Genomic DNA, 18,382 nt, shown 5'->3' with positions numbered 1-18,382 from the left:
CCTAAAGGGTTTAATAACGCGTAACTGCTTGAGCTTAAATTGGAATTTACTTTTCTTCTTCTGGACGACGTTCAAGAACATCATCAACTAAGCCATATTCTTTGGCTTCTTGGGCATCTAGCCAGTAGTCACGCTCAACATCTTTTTCAATTTTCTCAAGCGGCTGACCGGTACGCTCCGCTAAAATACGGTTTAAACGATCACGTATTTTTAAGATCTCGCGTGCATTAATTTCAATATCTGTCGCTTGACCCTGAGCGCCGCCCGATGGCTGGTGAATCATCACACGCGAGTTGGCTAGCGCATATCGTTTGCCTTTTTCACCCGCAGCAAGCAGGAATGAGCCCATGCTATAAGCACCACCCATACAAATAGTAGACACATCAGGTTTGATAAAGTTCATGGTGTCATACATCGCAAGTCCTGCACTGACAGAACCACCCGGTGAGTTAATATACAAGTGTATGTCTTTTTCTGGGTTTTCCGCTTCTAAGAACAACATTTGCGCCACGATAAGATTGGCCATATTGTCTTCAACTTGACCGGTCAAAAAGATAACACGCTCACGCAATAGACGTGAGTAGATATCAAAAGAGCGTTCGCCGCGAGCAGATTGCTCAACAACCATCGGTACTAGGGCAGCTTGAGGGACGCTAACGGTAGCGTCTTGCATATCGCGTAATACCAAATCTTGAGCTGCACTCAAAGTCTCAAAATGCGGATTATTCATGATGCGTTCGATATCGTTTCTATTATTGTGTTGAGTCATAAGTAGTCCTGTCGTTTGTTCAATTTTACTGATTTATAAGTTGTTCTTTATATATAGCATTTTAGAGAATATATAGCATTTTAAAGATTTAAATAGTATTTTGGGGTACGCATCAATAAATCAAGCAATAATCATGCTAACTGCGCCTTATATTACTTGAAGGCGGCGTAATAATATACAATTATAGCTACGTATATTAATAATCACATTAAGTTAACAATGGTATTCAATCAACACTGACCTCAAACTAACAACGCTAATAAATTAACATGGTTATTAAAGTAAAATGCCTCGAAATAATCGAGGCATTTTTATGACTAGAGATAATTCAATGATTATTGCTTACATCATGCCCTGTTGCTGCTGCTGAGAAGCGATCAGTTCTTGATAGCTCACCTCTTTGTCAGTTACTTTACTTTGATCAATCAAGAAGTCCACAACTTGATCTTCAAGAACAACAGATTCGATATTAGCACGTTGCTGTTTATCGTTAGTGTAATACTCGATAACCTCGGCAGGATCTTCGTAATTTTCAGCCGTTTCATTAATGAAAGTCTCAACGCGATCTTGATCCACTTCTAGGTTGTTTTCTTCAATGATACGCGATACTAAGATACCTAAACGAGCAGCACGAATGGCTTGCTCTTCAAATAATTCGCGTGGCAACATATCTTTATCGATGCTATCCGTATTACCGCCAAACTGCTGCGCAAAGCGCTGCATCATCATGTTACGTTGACGATCGACTTCTTGATCGACCATGGCACTTGGCACATCGAATTCATTTTTTTCAAGTAAGGCGTCAAAGGCCGCTTGTTTTACTTGGTTGCGTGCCGCATTTTTGATTTCACGCGTCATGTTTTTACGCACATCTTCTTTTAGCTGTTCAACACCACCTTCTTTAACGCCAAATAGCTCAAGAAACTCTTCATTGATTTCAGGAAGCTTAGATTCTTCAACCTTTTTAACATTTATTTTAAACTGTGCTTCTTTGCCAGCTAAGTTTTCAGCTTGATAATCTTCAGGGAAAGTCACATCAATGGTTTTTTCATCACCAGCACTCATGCCTTTAATGCCATCTTCAAAGCCTGGGATCATTTGGCCACTGCCTAATACCAGTTTGAAATCTTCAGATGAACCGCCTTCGAATTTCTCACCATCAATAGAGCCTTCGAAATCAAAAGTGACTTGATCCCCTTCGTCCGCAGCACCTTCTTTATCAGCAAACTCTTGACGCTGTTTACGTAGATTTTCAATCATAGTATCTACGTCTTCTTCATTAATAGAAGCATTGTGGCGTTCAACTTCTATGTCGCTAATGCCTTCAACTTTAATTTCAGGGAAGATTTCAACCGTCGCTTGATAAACTAAAAATTCATCTTCAAGCTTGACGTCATCGATATTTGGCATGCCTACCGCACGAACATCTTCTGCTTTAATGGCTTCAAAAACAGTATCACGGATTACATCGTTGATAACTTCTTGTTGGATGCCAGCACCATATTGAGCACGGATGTGCGAAACAGGTACTTTACCTTTACGAAAACCATCAATCTTGGCAGTTTTGGCCACATTGCGGATACGGCCTTCAACTTTATTTTGAATTTGTTCAACGGGCACTTTAACTGTCAGTTGAGTTTGGTTATCGTTCAGTTTATTGGTGGTAATTTGTAAATCTTTTGCCATGGTCTTAAACCCTATATATTAATCAAATGATTGTTATGTGAAATATGTTTAACGCTAATATTATGAACGCTATTTACTAAATAGAATCTGGTATTAAGGGCTGTATAAGTTATCAGTACAATGAGCATCCTAATTATGCTGCTCAGCTATTTATAATATAAAAAGCTTTCATTTAATCCACATGAATACGTATGCAAATTAAATACACTGCAAACTTATACAGTACGCATATACAATACGGGCTTATACACTCGCCGAAACCATCCACAGTCTTGAATTACAAGTGTGCTTGAGTGACTGCTATAAAATTATAAAAGTAGAATAGTATAATGTATCAGCCCAGGAAAGTAAAAATAAAGTATAAATTATTGATATAAACGCCAATAGCGGCTCATATAAAGCTCTCAATATAGTTAAAACACGAGGTATTTCCTTCACGAATTGATGGTTATTCTATCTAGGCTATCTAAGAGAAATTTCAATATTAAGGTATAACATTCACCCTTAAACCTTTTGTGTTAATTGGTATATCAAATCTTGCAACGCTTGACCACGGTGACTAAGCTGGCTTTTTGTTGCAGCATCGAGTTGGGCTGCGCTTTGATGACGTTCGGGTAGCCAAAATATGGGGTCGTAACCAAAGCCGTTATCACCGATAGGGGTCTCAAGTATTTGACCGTGCCATAAACCTTGTGCAATAAGGGGTAAAGGATCGTCTGCGTGCTGCACCATTGCTAATACACAAACAAAATATCCGCTGATAAAAGTATCAGAAGCAGTTGAATCTGGTTCAACCAAAGTCTGAGTTTGCTCAAGTTTATTACGAATAGGTGCTAACTGGGCAATCAATTTATCGATATTCTTGTCATCATTACCATGCTCTCCCGCGTATCTAGCCGAATGTATGCCAGGAGCATTATCCAATATAGGCACACACAGTCCTGAATCATCAGCAATAGCAGGTAATCCACTCGCTCGGCTGGCATGACGCGCTTTAATAATAGCGTTTTCTACAAAGCTTAAGCCGTCTTCAATAGCATCTTCAATGCCCAATTGACCTTGAGGTACAATCTCAATACCCAAATTCGTTGCCGTAAACAATCGCCTAAACTCACTTAGTTTGCCTTTGTTATTACTGGCCAATACCCATTTTTGTTTCGATTTAGTATTTTCATTGTCTGTACCAATATTTATATCATTGTCTGTACCAATATTAGTGTCATTGTTTGGACCAATGTGTGTAAAACATTTATTAGTTTGTTTCATATTATCTCGATATTTTACGCCGCTATCTTTTACAAGTTTTATTTAAGGGCAGTATTTTTGATTTTCAGGTTTGGTATATACGTTTGATGAACTACAAATACCTAACTAGGTATAACAATCGGTAACTGAGTATAACATTTTGCTTTGATATACTAGTTATCAAGTCTAAGCAGACCTAAATCAATATTATGTTTTTATTATTGATTGAACTTTATCATTCATTTACTTTTATAAAACATTGATATTTAGGTTTCTAGCTTTATATTAAATTCGAATTATTTTATAGTAATGTTGAGTTTAGTCTTTCGCCTATACTAATCACATATATATTACATATTTATATTAAAGGGTATTTTCTAGATTATTCCTATTTATCTAGTCTAATTTTTTACGTAGTCTAGGTTTGAATATGTGTTCGAAAATTAAAGTTGGTCACACATATAAAATACTGGAATACTGGAATACTGGTTCAAATACTTATATATTTAAATACTTATATATAATCATGTGATTTTAGGATTTCAAATAATTATAAGCCACTTAGATCAAATATTTATTCAAACTCTATAATTTTAAGAGTTATGCTATAAAGGAATGATCTATATTAGCCAAGGATAAAAATAATATGTCACATATCAATCTACCACCTCTTCCTTATGCAAAAGATGCACTTGAGCCTCATATCAGTGCAGAAACTTTAGAATTTCACCATGACAAACACCATAATGCTTATGTCACTAAGCTTAATAACATGCTGCCTGGTTCTGGTCTAGAAGGTAAGACTTTACCAGAAATTATCAAAGCAACTGCTAAAGATGACAACAAGCAAGGCATGTTTAACCAAGCAGCTCAAGTTTGGAATCACACGTTTTACTGGAATAGCATGACACCTAATAATGGTGGCGGCGAACCTACTGGCGATCTTAAAGCAAAAATTGAAGAAGATTTCGGTTCGTATGACAAATTCCGTGAAGAATTTAAAAATGCTGCGACTTCACAGTTTGGTTCTGGTTGGGCATGGTTAGTTGCTGACACTGAAGGTGGCAAACTATCTGTTATGAAAACTTCTGATGCAGATACGCCTTTAGCTCACGATAAAGTTGCTGTATTGACGTGTGATGTTTGGGAACACGCTTACTACATCGATTATCGTAACCGTCGTCCTGATTATGTGGATACGTTCCTAGACAAATTAGTGAACTGGGACTATGCAAACGCTAAATATAAAGGTCAAGATGCGGGTGTTGAAGAGTAATTGACTCTGTATTAGGGTTTTAAGCCCTATTTAGATTTGAGTTTATCTAGATTTAACTTGTCTTGACTAAAAAGGATACCTACGGGTATCCTTTTTTGGTTTTAAATATTTTAAGGTTTGGTTTGATTATTTATCCTTATTATATTGGCTATATTTTTCTACACTAATTTCAAACATATTTTATCAAGCTAGTATGCAGATAGTTTTGAGTATGACGAATGTATATAGGTTTAATAAACGCAAAAGTCTTGCTTTATTAGCTCTGTTCGTAACATCTTAATATTATAATAGGCATGCGCATGCGTAGTGTTTTGAAAGAAGACATATAATTGGTCAAAATGCTGTCGCTGATTAGCAATAGCTTGCGCCAATACGCGCATCTCATCTAACGTGTAGCGGTAATCATGTCGTTCACTGGCCGAATTGGCATCCCACCAGTCTAAGTTGTTGCCGTGTAGGCGCAAATATCCTGTGCGGCAATCTGTCTGAAAGCTCTGAGTATGGTTATTAAGATAGCTTTCTCTTTGTATTGTATTTAAATTTGCATACGAGTTTGTGTTCAAGTCTGCTTTTGAGGCTTCATTTAAAGTATTACGGGCTTTACCATGTGTTCCAAGCTGTGTGAATAACAGTTTTGAAGCAGGGAGTCCATTCACATTAGGATAATCCACACTACACCAAATCAGCCCAAGCTTTTGAAAGCTATACTCAACCTCTGCCACATGCCAGCTGGGATGACGAAACTCTATGGCAAGCGGAAATTCTGCAAACCACTGTGTTAACTTGGCTAGATACAAGCGATTATGGATAGTGCGATCAAAGCCATGTGGGAATTGCAGTAATAATGGGCCTAAACAGTCAGCTTCGATGAGGGGCTGTAAAGCATTTATGAAAGAGTTTGCCATCTCTGGCGTAGCACTGCGAGCATGACTAAAATCTTGATGTATTTTAATAGCAAACCGTATACGAGCGTCGGACTTTCTTACCATGCCTTCATAAGCTGAGCGACCTATCGGTGCATAAAAACTACTGTTTATCTCAACGGTCCCATATTGCTTGGCATAAACCGCTAAAAAATCAGCCTTTTTAGTACCTGTTGGATATAACGTACCGAGTAAATCAGAATTACTATATCCGCCTGTACCTAGATAGACAGTAGGTGAACCTGACTTGGATTGGTTGTTGTCTTGAGTATAATCTAGAACATCATCCTGGGTCTCAGTAGACAGATTATTGGTCGATTCAATCAGTTCGTCTGAATTAGAATCTGGAGGGAATAAGGGTAGTGTCGTCATGAGAGTATTGTTTTATAGGTTATTGCAGGTTTGGATGTATGGCTTAAGCGCATGATATTTACGCACAGTGATATGAAATTAAATTGCGTACTTGTGAATGCGTTGACATTCAGTGGTATAATCCCTCATTTTATACAATACGATATGCGCTATTTGTACGACTATTGCAATGCTAATAACCATCTCCATAGACTATGATATTAAAAAAGAATTCTATAGTCAGCGAAATACTAAACGGTTACGTTGTTAACGTCACTCGCTCTACCATAGTAGTACTTGCACTCGGTTGGCTTGAAACCATTTTAGATATATTTAACGATTTAGATTACTTTGACGATAGTAACTCATACCTAATTAAATATTATCCTAATTACATTTAATTAGTGGCATTTTTTTGTACCTTCGAATCTGAAACTGGTAGATATACATGAACCTTGTGGTCATTGGTGTTAACCATAAAACAGCCCCAGTAGAGTTGCGAGAACGCCTAGCCTTTGTTGGCGATGACGTTCAAGCTGCTCAAGCACAGCTGCATGATATCACCGCAGGTAGTATCATCATATCGACGTGCAATCGTACTGAAATATACGCCCTAGCACCAAATGCATATACTGCAAATTCTAAACTTGTGGCAGATGCTGCAATCACAACGACTGCGTCACAAGCTGACATGATATCTGCTGAAGATCTTGCTGAAAAACTCATCTACTGGCTGGCAGGCTTCAAAAATTTACCTATTAATAATATACGACCTTATTTGTATGAGTATATAGATAGTCAGGCTTTAACTCATTGGTTGCGTGTGGCTGCGGGACTTGATTCTATGATATTGGGTGAACCGCAAATATTTGGTCAGATCAAGCGTGCGGTGAGTCATGTCAAACAAACAGGCTATCTTACCAATCATCTAAACTGGGTGATAGAACAAGTTTTTGCAGCGGCAAAACGTGTGCGTAATGAAACAGATGTTGGTACTCAAGCAATTTCGCTTGGGTTTGCTGCCGCCAAGCTGGTGACTCAAATATTTGATAAGCCTGAAGATACAACGCTATTGGTGATTGCAGCAGGGGAGATGAACCGATTAGTAACCCAGCATATTGCGGCGTTAGGGGTTCGGCGAATCTTGATATGTAACCGTACGCCTGAGCGCGCCCAACAACTTGCTGATGAGCTTAATAATCCAGGACTTAAGATAGAAGTATATCCACTGAACCAATTGGCCTCATTATTACCACAAGCAGATATTGTCAGTAGCTGTAGTGGAAGTATGGACTCATTGATTGATAAAGCAATGACGAAACAGGCGTTAAAAAAACGACGCTATAAGCCCATGCTTATGGTTGATTTAGCTGTGCCTAGAGATATTGAATCGAGTGTTGGAAAGCTTGATGATGTTTATCTTTATTCTATTGATGATTTGCAGCACGTGATTGCGGGTAATCTTGAAAAGCGTCGACAGGCTGCGGTTGAGGCGGAGCTATTAGTCAGTCATATGGTGGTAGAGATCGAGCGCCGCTATCAGGTACGTAAAGTGGGTCAGGATATTCATGAGTATCGCCAAATTATAGACGACAAAGCTCAATTAATACTAAACGATGTACTGCATGAATTAAAATCTAGCGACGCCTCCACTGAATCGTTAATGATTGATCTAACTCGGCGGTTGACTCAAACCTTATCTCACCCGCCATCATATTTGATGCGCCGTGCTGCTCGTGATGGTAATGCGGAGAGTTTAGAATTGATCATATCTGGACTAAAAGACGCCTATCGTACTAAATAAGTTAATTTTTCTTATAAAAAATAACCTATCGTAATAAAAACGCCCACTACTATGTCGTGGGCGTTTTTGTTGTGCTGATATTAAAATAAATTTTAATATCAGCACAACACTTGATAGTTAAACAATCAATCTTTATCACTTATTATGTGCTAGTACTGTGCTCTCATACTAAGCTCTAGAGCCTAAAATACAGGGTTCATAAGGGCCGAAAAGAAATGCGGAATCACATTAGGCGATAACGCTATGGTGGCGATAACCCCGAGTGCACCACCCCATAAATGCGCTAAGTGATTGATATTTGAGCCACCCTTGTTGTTAGCATAAATACTATAGGCGACGTAAGCCACGGCAAATAAAATAGCGGGAATAGGCACTACTGCAAACAGATATAACATGCTCCATGGCGCTAACAATATATATGAAAACAATACCGCAGAAACACCCCCTGAGGCCCCTAAACTTCGATAGCGTGGATTATCTTTATTTTGGACATAGCTGGGAATCATCGCCACAATGATAGCCACCAAATATACCACTATAAATCCAAAGCCCCCTAAATATTGATTAAAAAAGCGTTCAATGACGCGGCCGAAGAAATACAAGGTAAACATATTAAATAATAAGTGCGTCCCATCGGCATGAACAAAACCATGGGTAATAAATCTAAACCACTCTCCTTTTTTAACCGCAATAGGGTTAAATATTAATTTGTTCATAAGATCATTATTTTGCCAAGCTAAAAAGCTTACTATCACTGTCAAAATAATAATTATAGTAGTATGGCTACTAAGCAAACTGTCCAATGTCATCCCCTTGGATTGTTGAGATTTTGCGCTTTATACATAAGTTTGATAAAAATACATAAGTTTGATAAAACCTGTCTTTAAAGTTAACTGATGTAACTGATGACAGGTTAAGCAATCAAAATTGGGCGTATAAATTACAATATTTAATTAAAATTACCATTTCTTTGTTCAAAAATTAAACAATTATATCTTCTTATATAGAGGACTACGTATATTTAAAGTGGGTTTTAACAAGATTTATTATAAATTTGTGACCATTTATTATTAATGTAACATGGTTTAACGTTTACATTACCTTAATATAACGATATTCGCCTCATTATGCAGTAATGTATACTCAGTATAAAATGTTAATTGATGACTTAAGACATATTTTTAAAAAATCGTAAGATATATTTTTAAATAAAATCACTTACATCAATTATATTATTTTAAAAGACACTGATTATATTTAAGTTTATATTTATATTTAAGATTTAATCAGACAAATAACGCTTGGCTTTCAATGTTATTTAAGCAAATTTGTTATTATTGCAAACAAGTTATTAAAGCAAATACATTATTAAAACAATAGTGGTAGTAGTTTATTGCTATCTTTTACTTTTGAATTTAGGAGTTTAATTTATGGATATTATTGGTCATTTAAATCGCACTGTTACGCCAACTATATTAGATGGTACGCATGGTTCAGAAAATGCAAATTTACTCGAGCAGTTTTATGCTCTATTTGCAGGTAAATTAGCTGATAACGATTCTTACCATAGCGTAGCTGGTAGCGAAATTCGCAGTGATGATGTTGGTCTTTACGACCGTCTATGGACAAACGAAGCTGATCAAACAAGTATTGTTGATCAGCTTGCTACGCATAATAATGCTGATAAATCATCAGTAAGAAGTCTAGTGGCTGCTGCTGCACCTTTGGCTCTCAATGAAATTAAAAGCCTTGCAGGTAGCACACCAGTACCTGAATTCTTACGCAATAACATGTCTTCTTTTAGTAGTCATATTCCAAGCTGGGCATCTACCGTATTACCTGCTGGCGTTTTAGGTGCTGGTGCCGCAACTACTGCAGCGCCAACCGCTGCACATGCGACGACTGAAGGTCATCGTATTTCTGATACTACCAGTACAGCACCCTTACACCGTGAAGAAAAAGAAGACGGTGGCTTTATGAAAGCCCTATTGCCAATCATTGGTTTAATTATATTAGCAGCATTGGCTTGGGCGCTATTAAGAGGCTGCCAAGATGATCCTCAACCTACAGCAACACCTGCACCTGTAGTTGAAGAACATCAAACTACTGAAGAGGTTGGCGCATTAGCGATGGAAGCTGAACCTGCTGCTTTAGCATTAGCAACAGGCGAAGGTAACCAATTATATTCATGCCGCATAAGTGTTGGTAATGAAAGCTTAGGGGATACGGTTGTTTCTGCTGTGACTGATGTATTCGGCGACGAAGCTGATAAGTGCCGTGTAGATTCTGATGATAACTTCGCTACTGATATGCCAGCGGCTGAGCAGCTAAGTGCTTTACTCCCTATTATCCAGCAGTCTCCTAATGCAAGTGTTATCTTTAAAGGTGATGAAGTATTAGTGAACTCTCCAGATGATGCTGACCTAGATAAGTTAGTGAACGATTTAAAAGCAGCAGCACCAGGTCTTAATATTGTTGCTGAAGGTCCTCTAGACTTACAAGGTGAGATTGATCGCAGTATCGCTGTTGCCAATGCTGGTCTTGATGCCTTAGGTGATAATCCAGATCCACGTGATGTAGCGCGTGCATTAAGCCGTCAGGTTATCAACTTTGAATTTGACGAATCATTCATTCCTGATGTGAACAAGCCTGTACTCGACCGTGCTGTTAAGATTATGCAGGACACGCCAGATATGGAATTGTTAATCATTGGTCATACTGATGCTATCGGTTCAAACGATTACAATATTCCTTTATCACAGCGCCGTGCTGAATCGGTTAAAGCATATTTGGTTGAACAAGGTGCTGATCCTGCCCGTTTAAAAATCAAGGGTATGGGTGAGTCTGATCCTATTGCAACTAACGAAACAGATCAAGGTCGCTTCCGCAACCGCCGTATTGAATATGTTGTATATGACGAATCAATGGGTGTTGCTGACGAAAATGGAATCGTGGTAGCTGCGGATTCTGAAATTCGTGAAACTGAAGTTAAGAATAAAGGCAATAATGTAGCTACAACTCCTGCTACTACAACGCCTGGTACTACTACCGATGTTGATATGCCTGATCCTGATTTGAATCCACTCGATAACAACAATGATGATCTATTACCAGATGGTGATGATCCATTACAAGACCTAGATCCAGATTTAAATCCATTAGATAATAATAACGATGATATTACACCTGATAGCGACGATACGATATTAGCACCAGATGCCCAATAATATTTATTAATTGCTATCAGCAGTTTTAATTAATATCAACCATTAATAGTTATATTTTAATTAAAACGTTGTTAATCAAAAATCTGCCCAACGCTATGTTGGGCAGATTTTTTATTATTAGTAATTAATCATTTCTGTATTTAAGCCCAATTGGGTAAAAGGTATTAGCCTAATTATATTGTGTCGGATCTTTTAAACTTGCATTCATATTTAAGCCATTTGAGATTGTATCTGAGAAAAAGGCTTCTAAAACTCGACACCGCGCTTGTTGCCAATATTTGAATTGAGCACATGTGTCATGCATATTACCTTTCCATTTAGGGATATCGCTCTGCATGGTACTTAACCGATCTTGATTTGGCATAGGCAGCGTTTTTGCAGCTTCGATACCCTGTAGGGCGGCATCACGGTCATTACATACCAGTGCCATATCGCAGCCAGCTTGAAGGGCAGCTTTGACACGCGCACTGGCATCACCAGCGACGTGCGCCGCTTTCATGGATAAGTCATCAGAGAATAGTACCCCTTCAAATCCTAGGGTATCTCTTGCAATACCCTGAAGCCAAACTTTGGAGAAGCCTGCTGGTTTGTCATCAATTTGTTCATAAATAACATGAGCGGGCATAAGCGCATCGATGAAAGGTTGGCAGTGTATAAACGGCTTTAAGTCAGTTTTCTTAATCGTATTATAATCACGCACATCTATGACATCTGCCACATGCGAATCTGGTGCAATCGATCCATGACCAGGGAAATGCTTAGCAGTGGTAGCCATTCCCGCATTTTTCATACCGCGCATAAATTCTTTAGAAACTGAGACAATCGTATCAGTATCTGAGCTAAAGCTTCGATCTCCGATAACTTGGCTGACACCATTGATATCGAGTACGGGTGAAAAGCTGATGTCAATACCAACAGCGAGTACCTCAGTGGCCATTAGATAGCCGCAATCATAAGAGAGTGATAATGCCAATGATGGATCATGCTTAAATAACTCGCCAAGCCTTCCCATCGCAGGTAGCGGGGTAAATCCTTCGCGCAACCTTGAGACTCTACCGCCTTCTTGATCAACCCCAATGATAATATCAGTTTTTATGGCATGGATTGAATCACATAAATCGCGTACTTGTTGGGGCGTGTCAACATTACGGGCAAATAGTATAATACCGCCCACAACCTGTTCACGAATCAAAGCACGGTCTTCTTTTGTCAGCTGCGTGCCTGCCACATCAATCATTAAAGCACCGTACATACAGTTACCTCATTATTTCATTTCAAATATTCGTATTAATTCGATATTATTGCAGTTAAAGTATTTAAAGCCAACAATTGACCCCAATATCTTTATTATTCTACATTTTTTTATTCTATCGTTATTATTCATAGTTGATGCCTACAGCTAAAGAACGTTAAAAGCTAAAGAATGTGAAAGATAAGTTGTACAGTTTTAATCACTTAAAAAATATTTGTTGTGATAATATCGAATCATTATAGTTTGTAAAATCAAGCGAGAGTATATATGAAGTTTCAACCAACACAATTGGTACTTGGCGTTGCTGCAATCGGTGTTGCAGGAATTGTATTTTCCCAAAGTTATACAGAAGCTGTCGCCGCTGAACATTCAGCTTTTGATGCGACACCTGAGCAAAGATTGACCACTCGCCAAGTAGCCGCACTGCTGGATAGGGGACATTATTCTAACCGTCGACTTGATCAAGATATGGGCCGAAAAATTTTAGATATGTATTTTGATCGTCTCGATCCAAACCATACTCTGTTTTTACAATCTGATATCGATGAGATGACCCGCAAATATGGTGCTCAATTCGCAAATCTATTGAAACGAGGCGATCTAAATGCCGTTCAGGATATATTCGATCGTTATACACAGCGTTCAAATGAATATTATAGCTACGCGCAAAACTTTTTGTCGCAAGATATAAACTTGAATCGAGATGATTCGGTGGTGCTCGATCGACAAGAAGCCCCGAGATTTAAAACGGCAAAAGATCAAAGAGACTATTGGGATAGGCAGTTAACACTACAAGTTATTAATCTTACCTTAGCGCAAGAAGAAGACAAAGCAAAAGATGAGCTTTATCGTAAAAATCCTGAACTTACCAAAGGTAATGACTTGATATTGGGAGAGGATAGATCTCCTAAACAGATATTGCTAAGCCGCTTAAACCGTCAAAAAGAACAACTTGAACGTATCAAAAGTGATGAGATCATGGAGTCGGTACTAAACAGTGCGACCCTTACCTATGATCCGCACAGTAATTATTACGCGCCAATTCAAGCGGTTGAGATGCAAGTACAGTCCAATTTGCAGCTCGAAGGTATCGGTGTGTCTATTAGACCTTACCGTAAAAACCCTGACTACACTCAAATAGTGACATTAGTCGATGGAGGGCCTGCTGCAAAGTCAGGTCAAGTGCTGCCCAACGATTTAATCATCGCTGTCGCCAAAGATGGTGAAAAACTACAAGATGTGGTGGGGTGGTCGACACGGGAAGTGGTGTCTTTAATCCGCGGGAAACGGGGTACTGATGTTACTGTTAAACTAAAACAGCCCAATAGTCCTGATGCGGCCGCACGTACGGTGGTGATTACTCGTGATATTATCGAACAAGAAGATGCAGGTGTTACGCACCGTGTTATCGAGGTCACGCCTACTGGTAGCGAAGAAGTTAAGCGCATTGGGGTGCTTGAGATTCCAAGCTTTTATCTAAACTATCAAGCGCGCCGTAATGGGCAAGACTATCGCAGTGTCAGTATAGATACTCAAACTGAGCTCAAAAAGCTTATTGAAAAAGGTGTTGATGGCCTGGTTGTTGATTTAAGAAATAATCCTGGAGGGTCATTAGATGAAGTGGCCAAAATGCTAGGTTTATTCTTAAAAGAAGGCCCTCTTGTTCAGATTCGCGACAATCGCGGTAATGTTCAAGTTTATAAAGATACTGATGGCGGTAAGCAGCTCTATTCAGGCGATATGGTAGTGCTTACAAACTTAGCATCTGCCTCCGCTTCTGAGATCTTTGCGGCGGCGATTCAAGATTATGGACGTGGTTTGGTCGTTGGTAGTACGACTACAGGAAAAGGTTCGGCGCAAATACAATTGGATAGTTTGGCCTTAGGGTCTGCAACCTTGACTCAGCGAAAATTTTATAGAGTGACAGGGGGCAGTACGCAAAATAAAGGAGTAGTTCCTGATGTTGAGCTGGTAAATATATATGAAGGTGCTGAATTTAGTGAGCGTGATCAAAAATACGCCATGAAATGGGACACCATAAAAACATCCCCCTATAAACCTGAAGGTAAGTTTACAAGCGATACGCTCGAAACCTTGAACCAGCAGTCTCAGATTCGTCAAAACTTGAACCCTCATTTTGTTTATTTGGATACTCTAAATAATATACGCAATATGGAAGATGACACAAAGGCGGTGACGTTAAATATCAATGAACGCCGAGCGCATCAAAAACGTATCGAACAAAAAACGCTACAAGCAGAGAATGCCCGACGCATTGCACAAGGCAAAAAACCGTATGACAATTGGACTCAATATCAAGCTTCTATAGAATCACTATTTGAAGAGCGTAGTCGTATGAAAAATGATGAGAGACCAAAATTGCCTGAGAGCGAAGCCTATGTGATTGAAGCGGCGGAAATAATGTTAGATGCTAATCGTCTAAAACGTGCTCAATAGCTTATTTAAAAATATCTTAATAAGTTGAGACTGTTTCTTTATAGTAATGTAAATTATCTCAGTGTATTTAAAACATAAGGTTCCGGGACTAGTTTTGCTATTAGAGACAATATGCAGTCAATAAACGATTGAATTTATATAAGTATAGAGGCTTAATATAGATAATTTTTAAGTATGTAAGTATATGCTTACATCATTATACGCATTAGCTACTTACATACAGTTACGTAATTTGAGATTATAGCTCTACGGCATCAAGGATGATGACTAAAGGATAGAGTATCCAAATCATTTTAAACTAACTTAGATTAAAGTTTCCTAAACGCTAGTTTAGTAAGCAGGTTTTATAAGCTAACACTATAGTATGTTTCGAATTTTAATTTACCGTTTATTGATAGGCTACTGTTATCGTTTTATGTCTTATTAATATATCTAGTTTGATATCTTAATTTGATATTGGTTTAAACTTAGCGATAACTAAGTAAAGATACTCATTAAAAATCTTTTTAAGATTTTGATTATATAAAGCAGGATGCTTTTAGTCTTTGAATATTTAAGGATGAATATTTGAAGACACTTTGTCAGTATCACAATCAATTAAGCTGCATAATTTAATTATGCGGCTTTGTTGTTTCTATAGTCTTTAATTCCTAAAAATTGTGTTTAAGGGTTTTATATTCAAAAGTATGTGCTTAAAGTTTATGAGCAATATTATTTTCTTTACAAACACTTACCTAGTTTTTAATGTAAATATAATTTTATTAATACATCTTTCTCTTTGATTGTTTATAACATTAATAGTTTATAACTTTAATTGTTTAAAAATAGGTACCTCCTAATCAATTATTTGTACTAGTAACGAGCTATTGTAAACTATTGATTTAGCTAACTATAATCTAATCATTAAAATTGTAATTCAAGAGTAGACTCAGGGTTTAGCAGTATTGATATTGCTGTGTAAGCATATGCTTACACATCAATACGATATTACGACTTACATATAATTACATAATTTGAGATTATAGCTCTACGGCATCAAGGATGATGACTCAAGGATTGAGTACCTTAAAATTTTTATATTTTATTGTCTGTATTAGGGATGATTGCTATTTAAAGATCGATTAACGAAATATTTAGTTGTATATTTCAAATAGCATCTATGAACAGAGTGTCTAGATTGATATTGTGTCATGGGTAACGTAAGGAAATATTATTTATAGATTGACAGGATGTTAAATCTATAAGTGATTAGTAATACACTAGAGCAAGGATGCTATTTATTATTTACAAGGCTAGGATGGTCTATAAATAATAATTGTTAGGATGACTAAAAAGAGCCGTATATCTATGATATGCGGCTCTTTGTATATGTATAAGTTTTTTTAAGAGCAATTTGATATAAATTTTTTGGTTTAAGCTAGAGCGTGTCAGTTGGATTATAATTTTACATAATGTTACGCGTCACGTGCCACACTACCTTGTAAGAGTTTTGGCAATTCAAGCACTTCAAACTCTGAGTTCTCTAAATGCTCAGGTCGAGCAATAACCAATGCTTCAAATCCTGTGCCTGATGGACTAGAAATGGCGTTCACCACTTTTATTTTATCTAGATTGTCTCCGGCAGAAGGTGTTTGACCCTCGCCTTTTATACGATGCAGAAATGCTTTTGGAGAGGCTTTGAAATATATACGTGCAATGACTTCTTGACCTAAATAGCATCCTTTATCGTAATCTACTCCGCCACGTTGATGCAGTCGCAGCTCTTGGGGTTGAAACATCCCTTGAGTCGCGGCAACTAACCAATAATTACCCGTTTCAATACTACGCACCATCCAAGCATCCACATCGCTATTACTCGCATCTTGGGTGAATGTTGCTTCCTCGTCCACATTATCAGAATCCAATACGCACGGATATACAGGAATAGGGTCAGTTGTAGAAAACTTTGAAAACGCGCCGAACTTTTTGATGTGTGCTTGCAAACTTGGCATCAGATCGGCGCTTAAGACCAAATCAAATTGGTTTTCATCCTTCTTTTTAACCCACATACCAAAATCTATACGACCTTTTAAATTTGCTAGTGCGACTGGCTGATAGCTAAGTCCAATTTTGGTAACGTCAGCTGTAAGCTGATTTTGTAGAAATTTTTCGGCATCATTACCTTCTAGCGTGATCATCTCAAATGAAGGAGCAGTCATATTTAATACCTCTTTTAATATCTTTGATGTTGTCATCTTATTTGAGGGTTTTATCATACCCATTTATTGTCATTGGTTATTTTATAATAATAATGAAGTTGTTGTTCTCCATAAAGATAGGTTGTGTTGATGTTTTTTAAATGAACAGTGAGGCGATTATCTTATTCATAGTTTAAGATCTTGTAGACCAGCATTGTTATTGTAGGCTGAAAGTTTTGAAATAAGCCTTGGAATAAGCAAAGTCTAAACAACTAGCGTACAATAGTATTGAACGACCTATATGCAAAATATGCGTGCGTTCGCGCATCAAATAACACCTAAAATTGAGGTTTATATGAGTTTACCAAATTGTCCAAATTGTGATTCTGATTTGACTTATGAAGACGGAGCGCTGCTGGTTTGCCCTATGTGTGCTCATGAATGGACAGCATCAGAAGCTGAAGATGACAGTTCTAATTCAAATGAAGCGGTTATCCGTGATGCTGTTGGTAATGAGTTAAAAGATGGCGATGCCGTGACGGTGATCAAAGATTTAAGAGTTAAAGGGTCGTCTACTCCTATCAAAGTCGGTACTAAGGTTAAAAGCATACGTTTATTACACGATGCGCCCGATGATCATGATATTGACTGTAAAGTGGATGGGTTTGGGCCGATGAAACTCAAATCTTCAGTCGTCAAAAAAGCCTAGTAATTAAGATAATTCATAAAAGTGGCGCAGCTAAAAAGATTGCGCCATTAAAATGAGAAAGACCTAGATCACTTGGGCTGTGACTTGTTAATAGTATCTATAAAATATGCTAAATCTACAAACTCTGTATACTCTACAATATCTTTAACCTTACTTCTTAAGCCAATAAACAAACATTTCAATAAGTCGTCTAGTTGGGCTAATAGATGAAATACTCAATATGCTTTCGTGAGGCACATCAAATACGATAAGTTATCGCCCATAAATCACATTTTATGTGCATGATTTCCTACATCTAAAATAAATCTAATCTTATGATTATTAACTAAGTTTTAATGATTAAAACTGTATGGTTTATGAACCCATAATACTTTTATGGGTTTACGTGATACAATCATAGTATAAGGAATAGGAAGCAATTTTCGAGAGAATTAATCGTGTAAAATGCTATAATAATTTTATAAAATCGCATGTAAGTTAAGTGGTTGTTTATAGCTTTTTTAATA

12 protein-coding genes are annotated in these 18,382 nt (G+C 37.6%); 5 read left to right on the top strand and 7 right to left on the bottom strand.

Features of this window, described 5'->3' with window-relative positions; genetic code table 11:
* Nucleotides 1-46 precede the first annotated feature (46 nt).
* From clpP to AC21OH_RS09345, 3 genes are all read right to left on the bottom strand, one after another.
* Nucleotides 47-673: an ATP-dependent Clp endopeptidase proteolytic subunit ClpP gene (clpP, locus tag AC21OH_RS09355; RefSeq protein WP_486536055.1), complete on the bottom strand. Its 627-nt coding sequence runs from the start codon at nt 671-673 to the stop codon at nt 47-49.
* 438 nt (nt 674-1,111) lie between these two features.
* Entirely contained in the window at nt 1,112-2,455 is a 1,344-nt protein-coding gene (gene tig, locus AC21OH_RS09350) for a trigger factor (RefSeq protein ID WP_487369930.1), read from the bottom strand.
* A 504-nt stretch (nt 2,456-2,959) separates the two neighbouring features.
* Nucleotides 2,960-3,721 carry a non-canonical purine NTP pyrophosphatase gene (locus AC21OH_RS09345; protein ID WP_487369928.1) on the bottom strand — a complete coding sequence of 254 codons (762 nt, stop codon included), beginning with the start codon at nt 3,719-3,721 and terminating at the stop codon, nt 2,960-2,962.
* Nucleotides 3,722-4,346: 625 nt separating this feature from the next.
* Between AC21OH_RS09345 and sodB the strand changes: the two genes are divergently transcribed.
* Nucleotides 4,347-4,976, top strand: a complete 630-nt coding sequence (gene sodB, locus AC21OH_RS09340) for a superoxide dismutase SodB (RefSeq protein ID WP_486536051.1) — start codon at nt 4,347-4,349, stop codon at nt 4,974-4,976.
* Nucleotides 4,977-5,206: 230 nt separating this feature from the next.
* On the opposite strand, the gene AC21OH_RS09335 is transcribed toward sodB, so the two are convergent.
* Nucleotides 5,207-6,271: a DUF72 domain-containing protein gene (locus AC21OH_RS09335; protein WP_487369926.1), complete on the bottom strand. Its 1,065-nt coding sequence runs from the start codon at nt 6,269-6,271 to the stop codon at nt 5,207-5,209.
* A gap of 427 nt (nt 6,272-6,698) precedes the next feature.
* On the opposite strand from AC21OH_RS09335, the gene hemA reads away from it, so the two are divergent.
* Nucleotides 6,699-8,054 carry a glutamyl-tRNA reductase gene (hemA, locus tag AC21OH_RS09330; protein WP_487369925.1) on the top strand — a complete coding sequence of 452 codons (1,356 nt, stop codon included), beginning with the start codon at nt 6,699-6,701 and terminating at the stop codon, nt 8,052-8,054.
* A gap of 182 nt (nt 8,055-8,236) precedes the next feature.
* Here hemA and AC21OH_RS09325 read toward each other — a convergent pair whose 3' ends face one another.
* A complete protein-coding gene (locus AC21OH_RS09325) occupies nt 8,237-8,863 on the bottom strand; it encodes a rhomboid family intramembrane serine protease (RefSeq protein ID WP_487369924.1) in 627 nt (208 codons plus the stop codon).
* Between the two features lie 621 nt (nt 8,864-9,484).
* On the opposite strand from AC21OH_RS09325, the gene AC21OH_RS09320 reads away from it, so the two are divergent.
* Nucleotides 9,485-11,281 (top strand): OmpA family protein, encoded by a 1,797-nt coding sequence (locus AC21OH_RS09320; protein ID WP_487370234.1) that lies wholly within the window; start codon nt 9,485-9,487, stop codon nt 11,279-11,281.
* 169 nt (nt 11,282-11,450) lie between these two features.
* On the opposite strand, the gene nagZ is transcribed toward AC21OH_RS09320, so the two are convergent.
* Complete coding sequence (nagZ, locus tag AC21OH_RS09315; protein ID WP_487370235.1) at nt 11,451-12,533, bottom strand: beta-N-acetylhexosaminidase; 1,083 nt, start codon at nt 12,531-12,533, stop codon at nt 11,451-11,453.
* A 267-nt stretch (nt 12,534-12,800) separates the two neighbouring features.
* Here nagZ and AC21OH_RS09310 point away from each other — a divergent pair, with 267 nt between their 5' ends.
* A complete protein-coding gene (locus AC21OH_RS09310) occupies nt 12,801-14,990 on the top strand; it encodes a carboxy terminal-processing peptidase (protein WP_487370236.1) in 2,190 nt (729 codons plus the stop codon).
* Between the two features lie 1,454 nt (nt 14,991-16,444).
* Here the strand turns inward: AC21OH_RS09310 and ygfZ are convergent.
* Complete coding sequence (ygfZ, locus tag AC21OH_RS09305) at nt 16,445-17,188, bottom strand: CAF17-like 4Fe-4S cluster assembly/insertion protein YgfZ (protein ID WP_487370237.1); 744 nt, start codon at nt 17,186-17,188, stop codon at nt 16,445-16,447.
* A 334-nt stretch (nt 17,189-17,522) separates the two neighbouring features.
* Here ygfZ and AC21OH_RS09300 point away from each other — a divergent pair, with 334 nt between their 5' ends.
* A complete protein-coding gene (locus AC21OH_RS09300) occupies nt 17,523-17,876 on the top strand; it encodes a zinc ribbon domain-containing protein YjdM (RefSeq protein ID WP_487370284.1) in 354 nt (117 codons plus the stop codon).
* Nucleotides 17,877-18,382 lie beyond the last annotated feature (506 nt).

It is taken from the genome of Psychrobacter sp. CX10 (genome assembly GCF_057621575.2).
The sequence above is the reverse complement of the archived record's forward strand: the minus strand, read 5'-3'. Positions and strand labels throughout refer to the sequence as shown.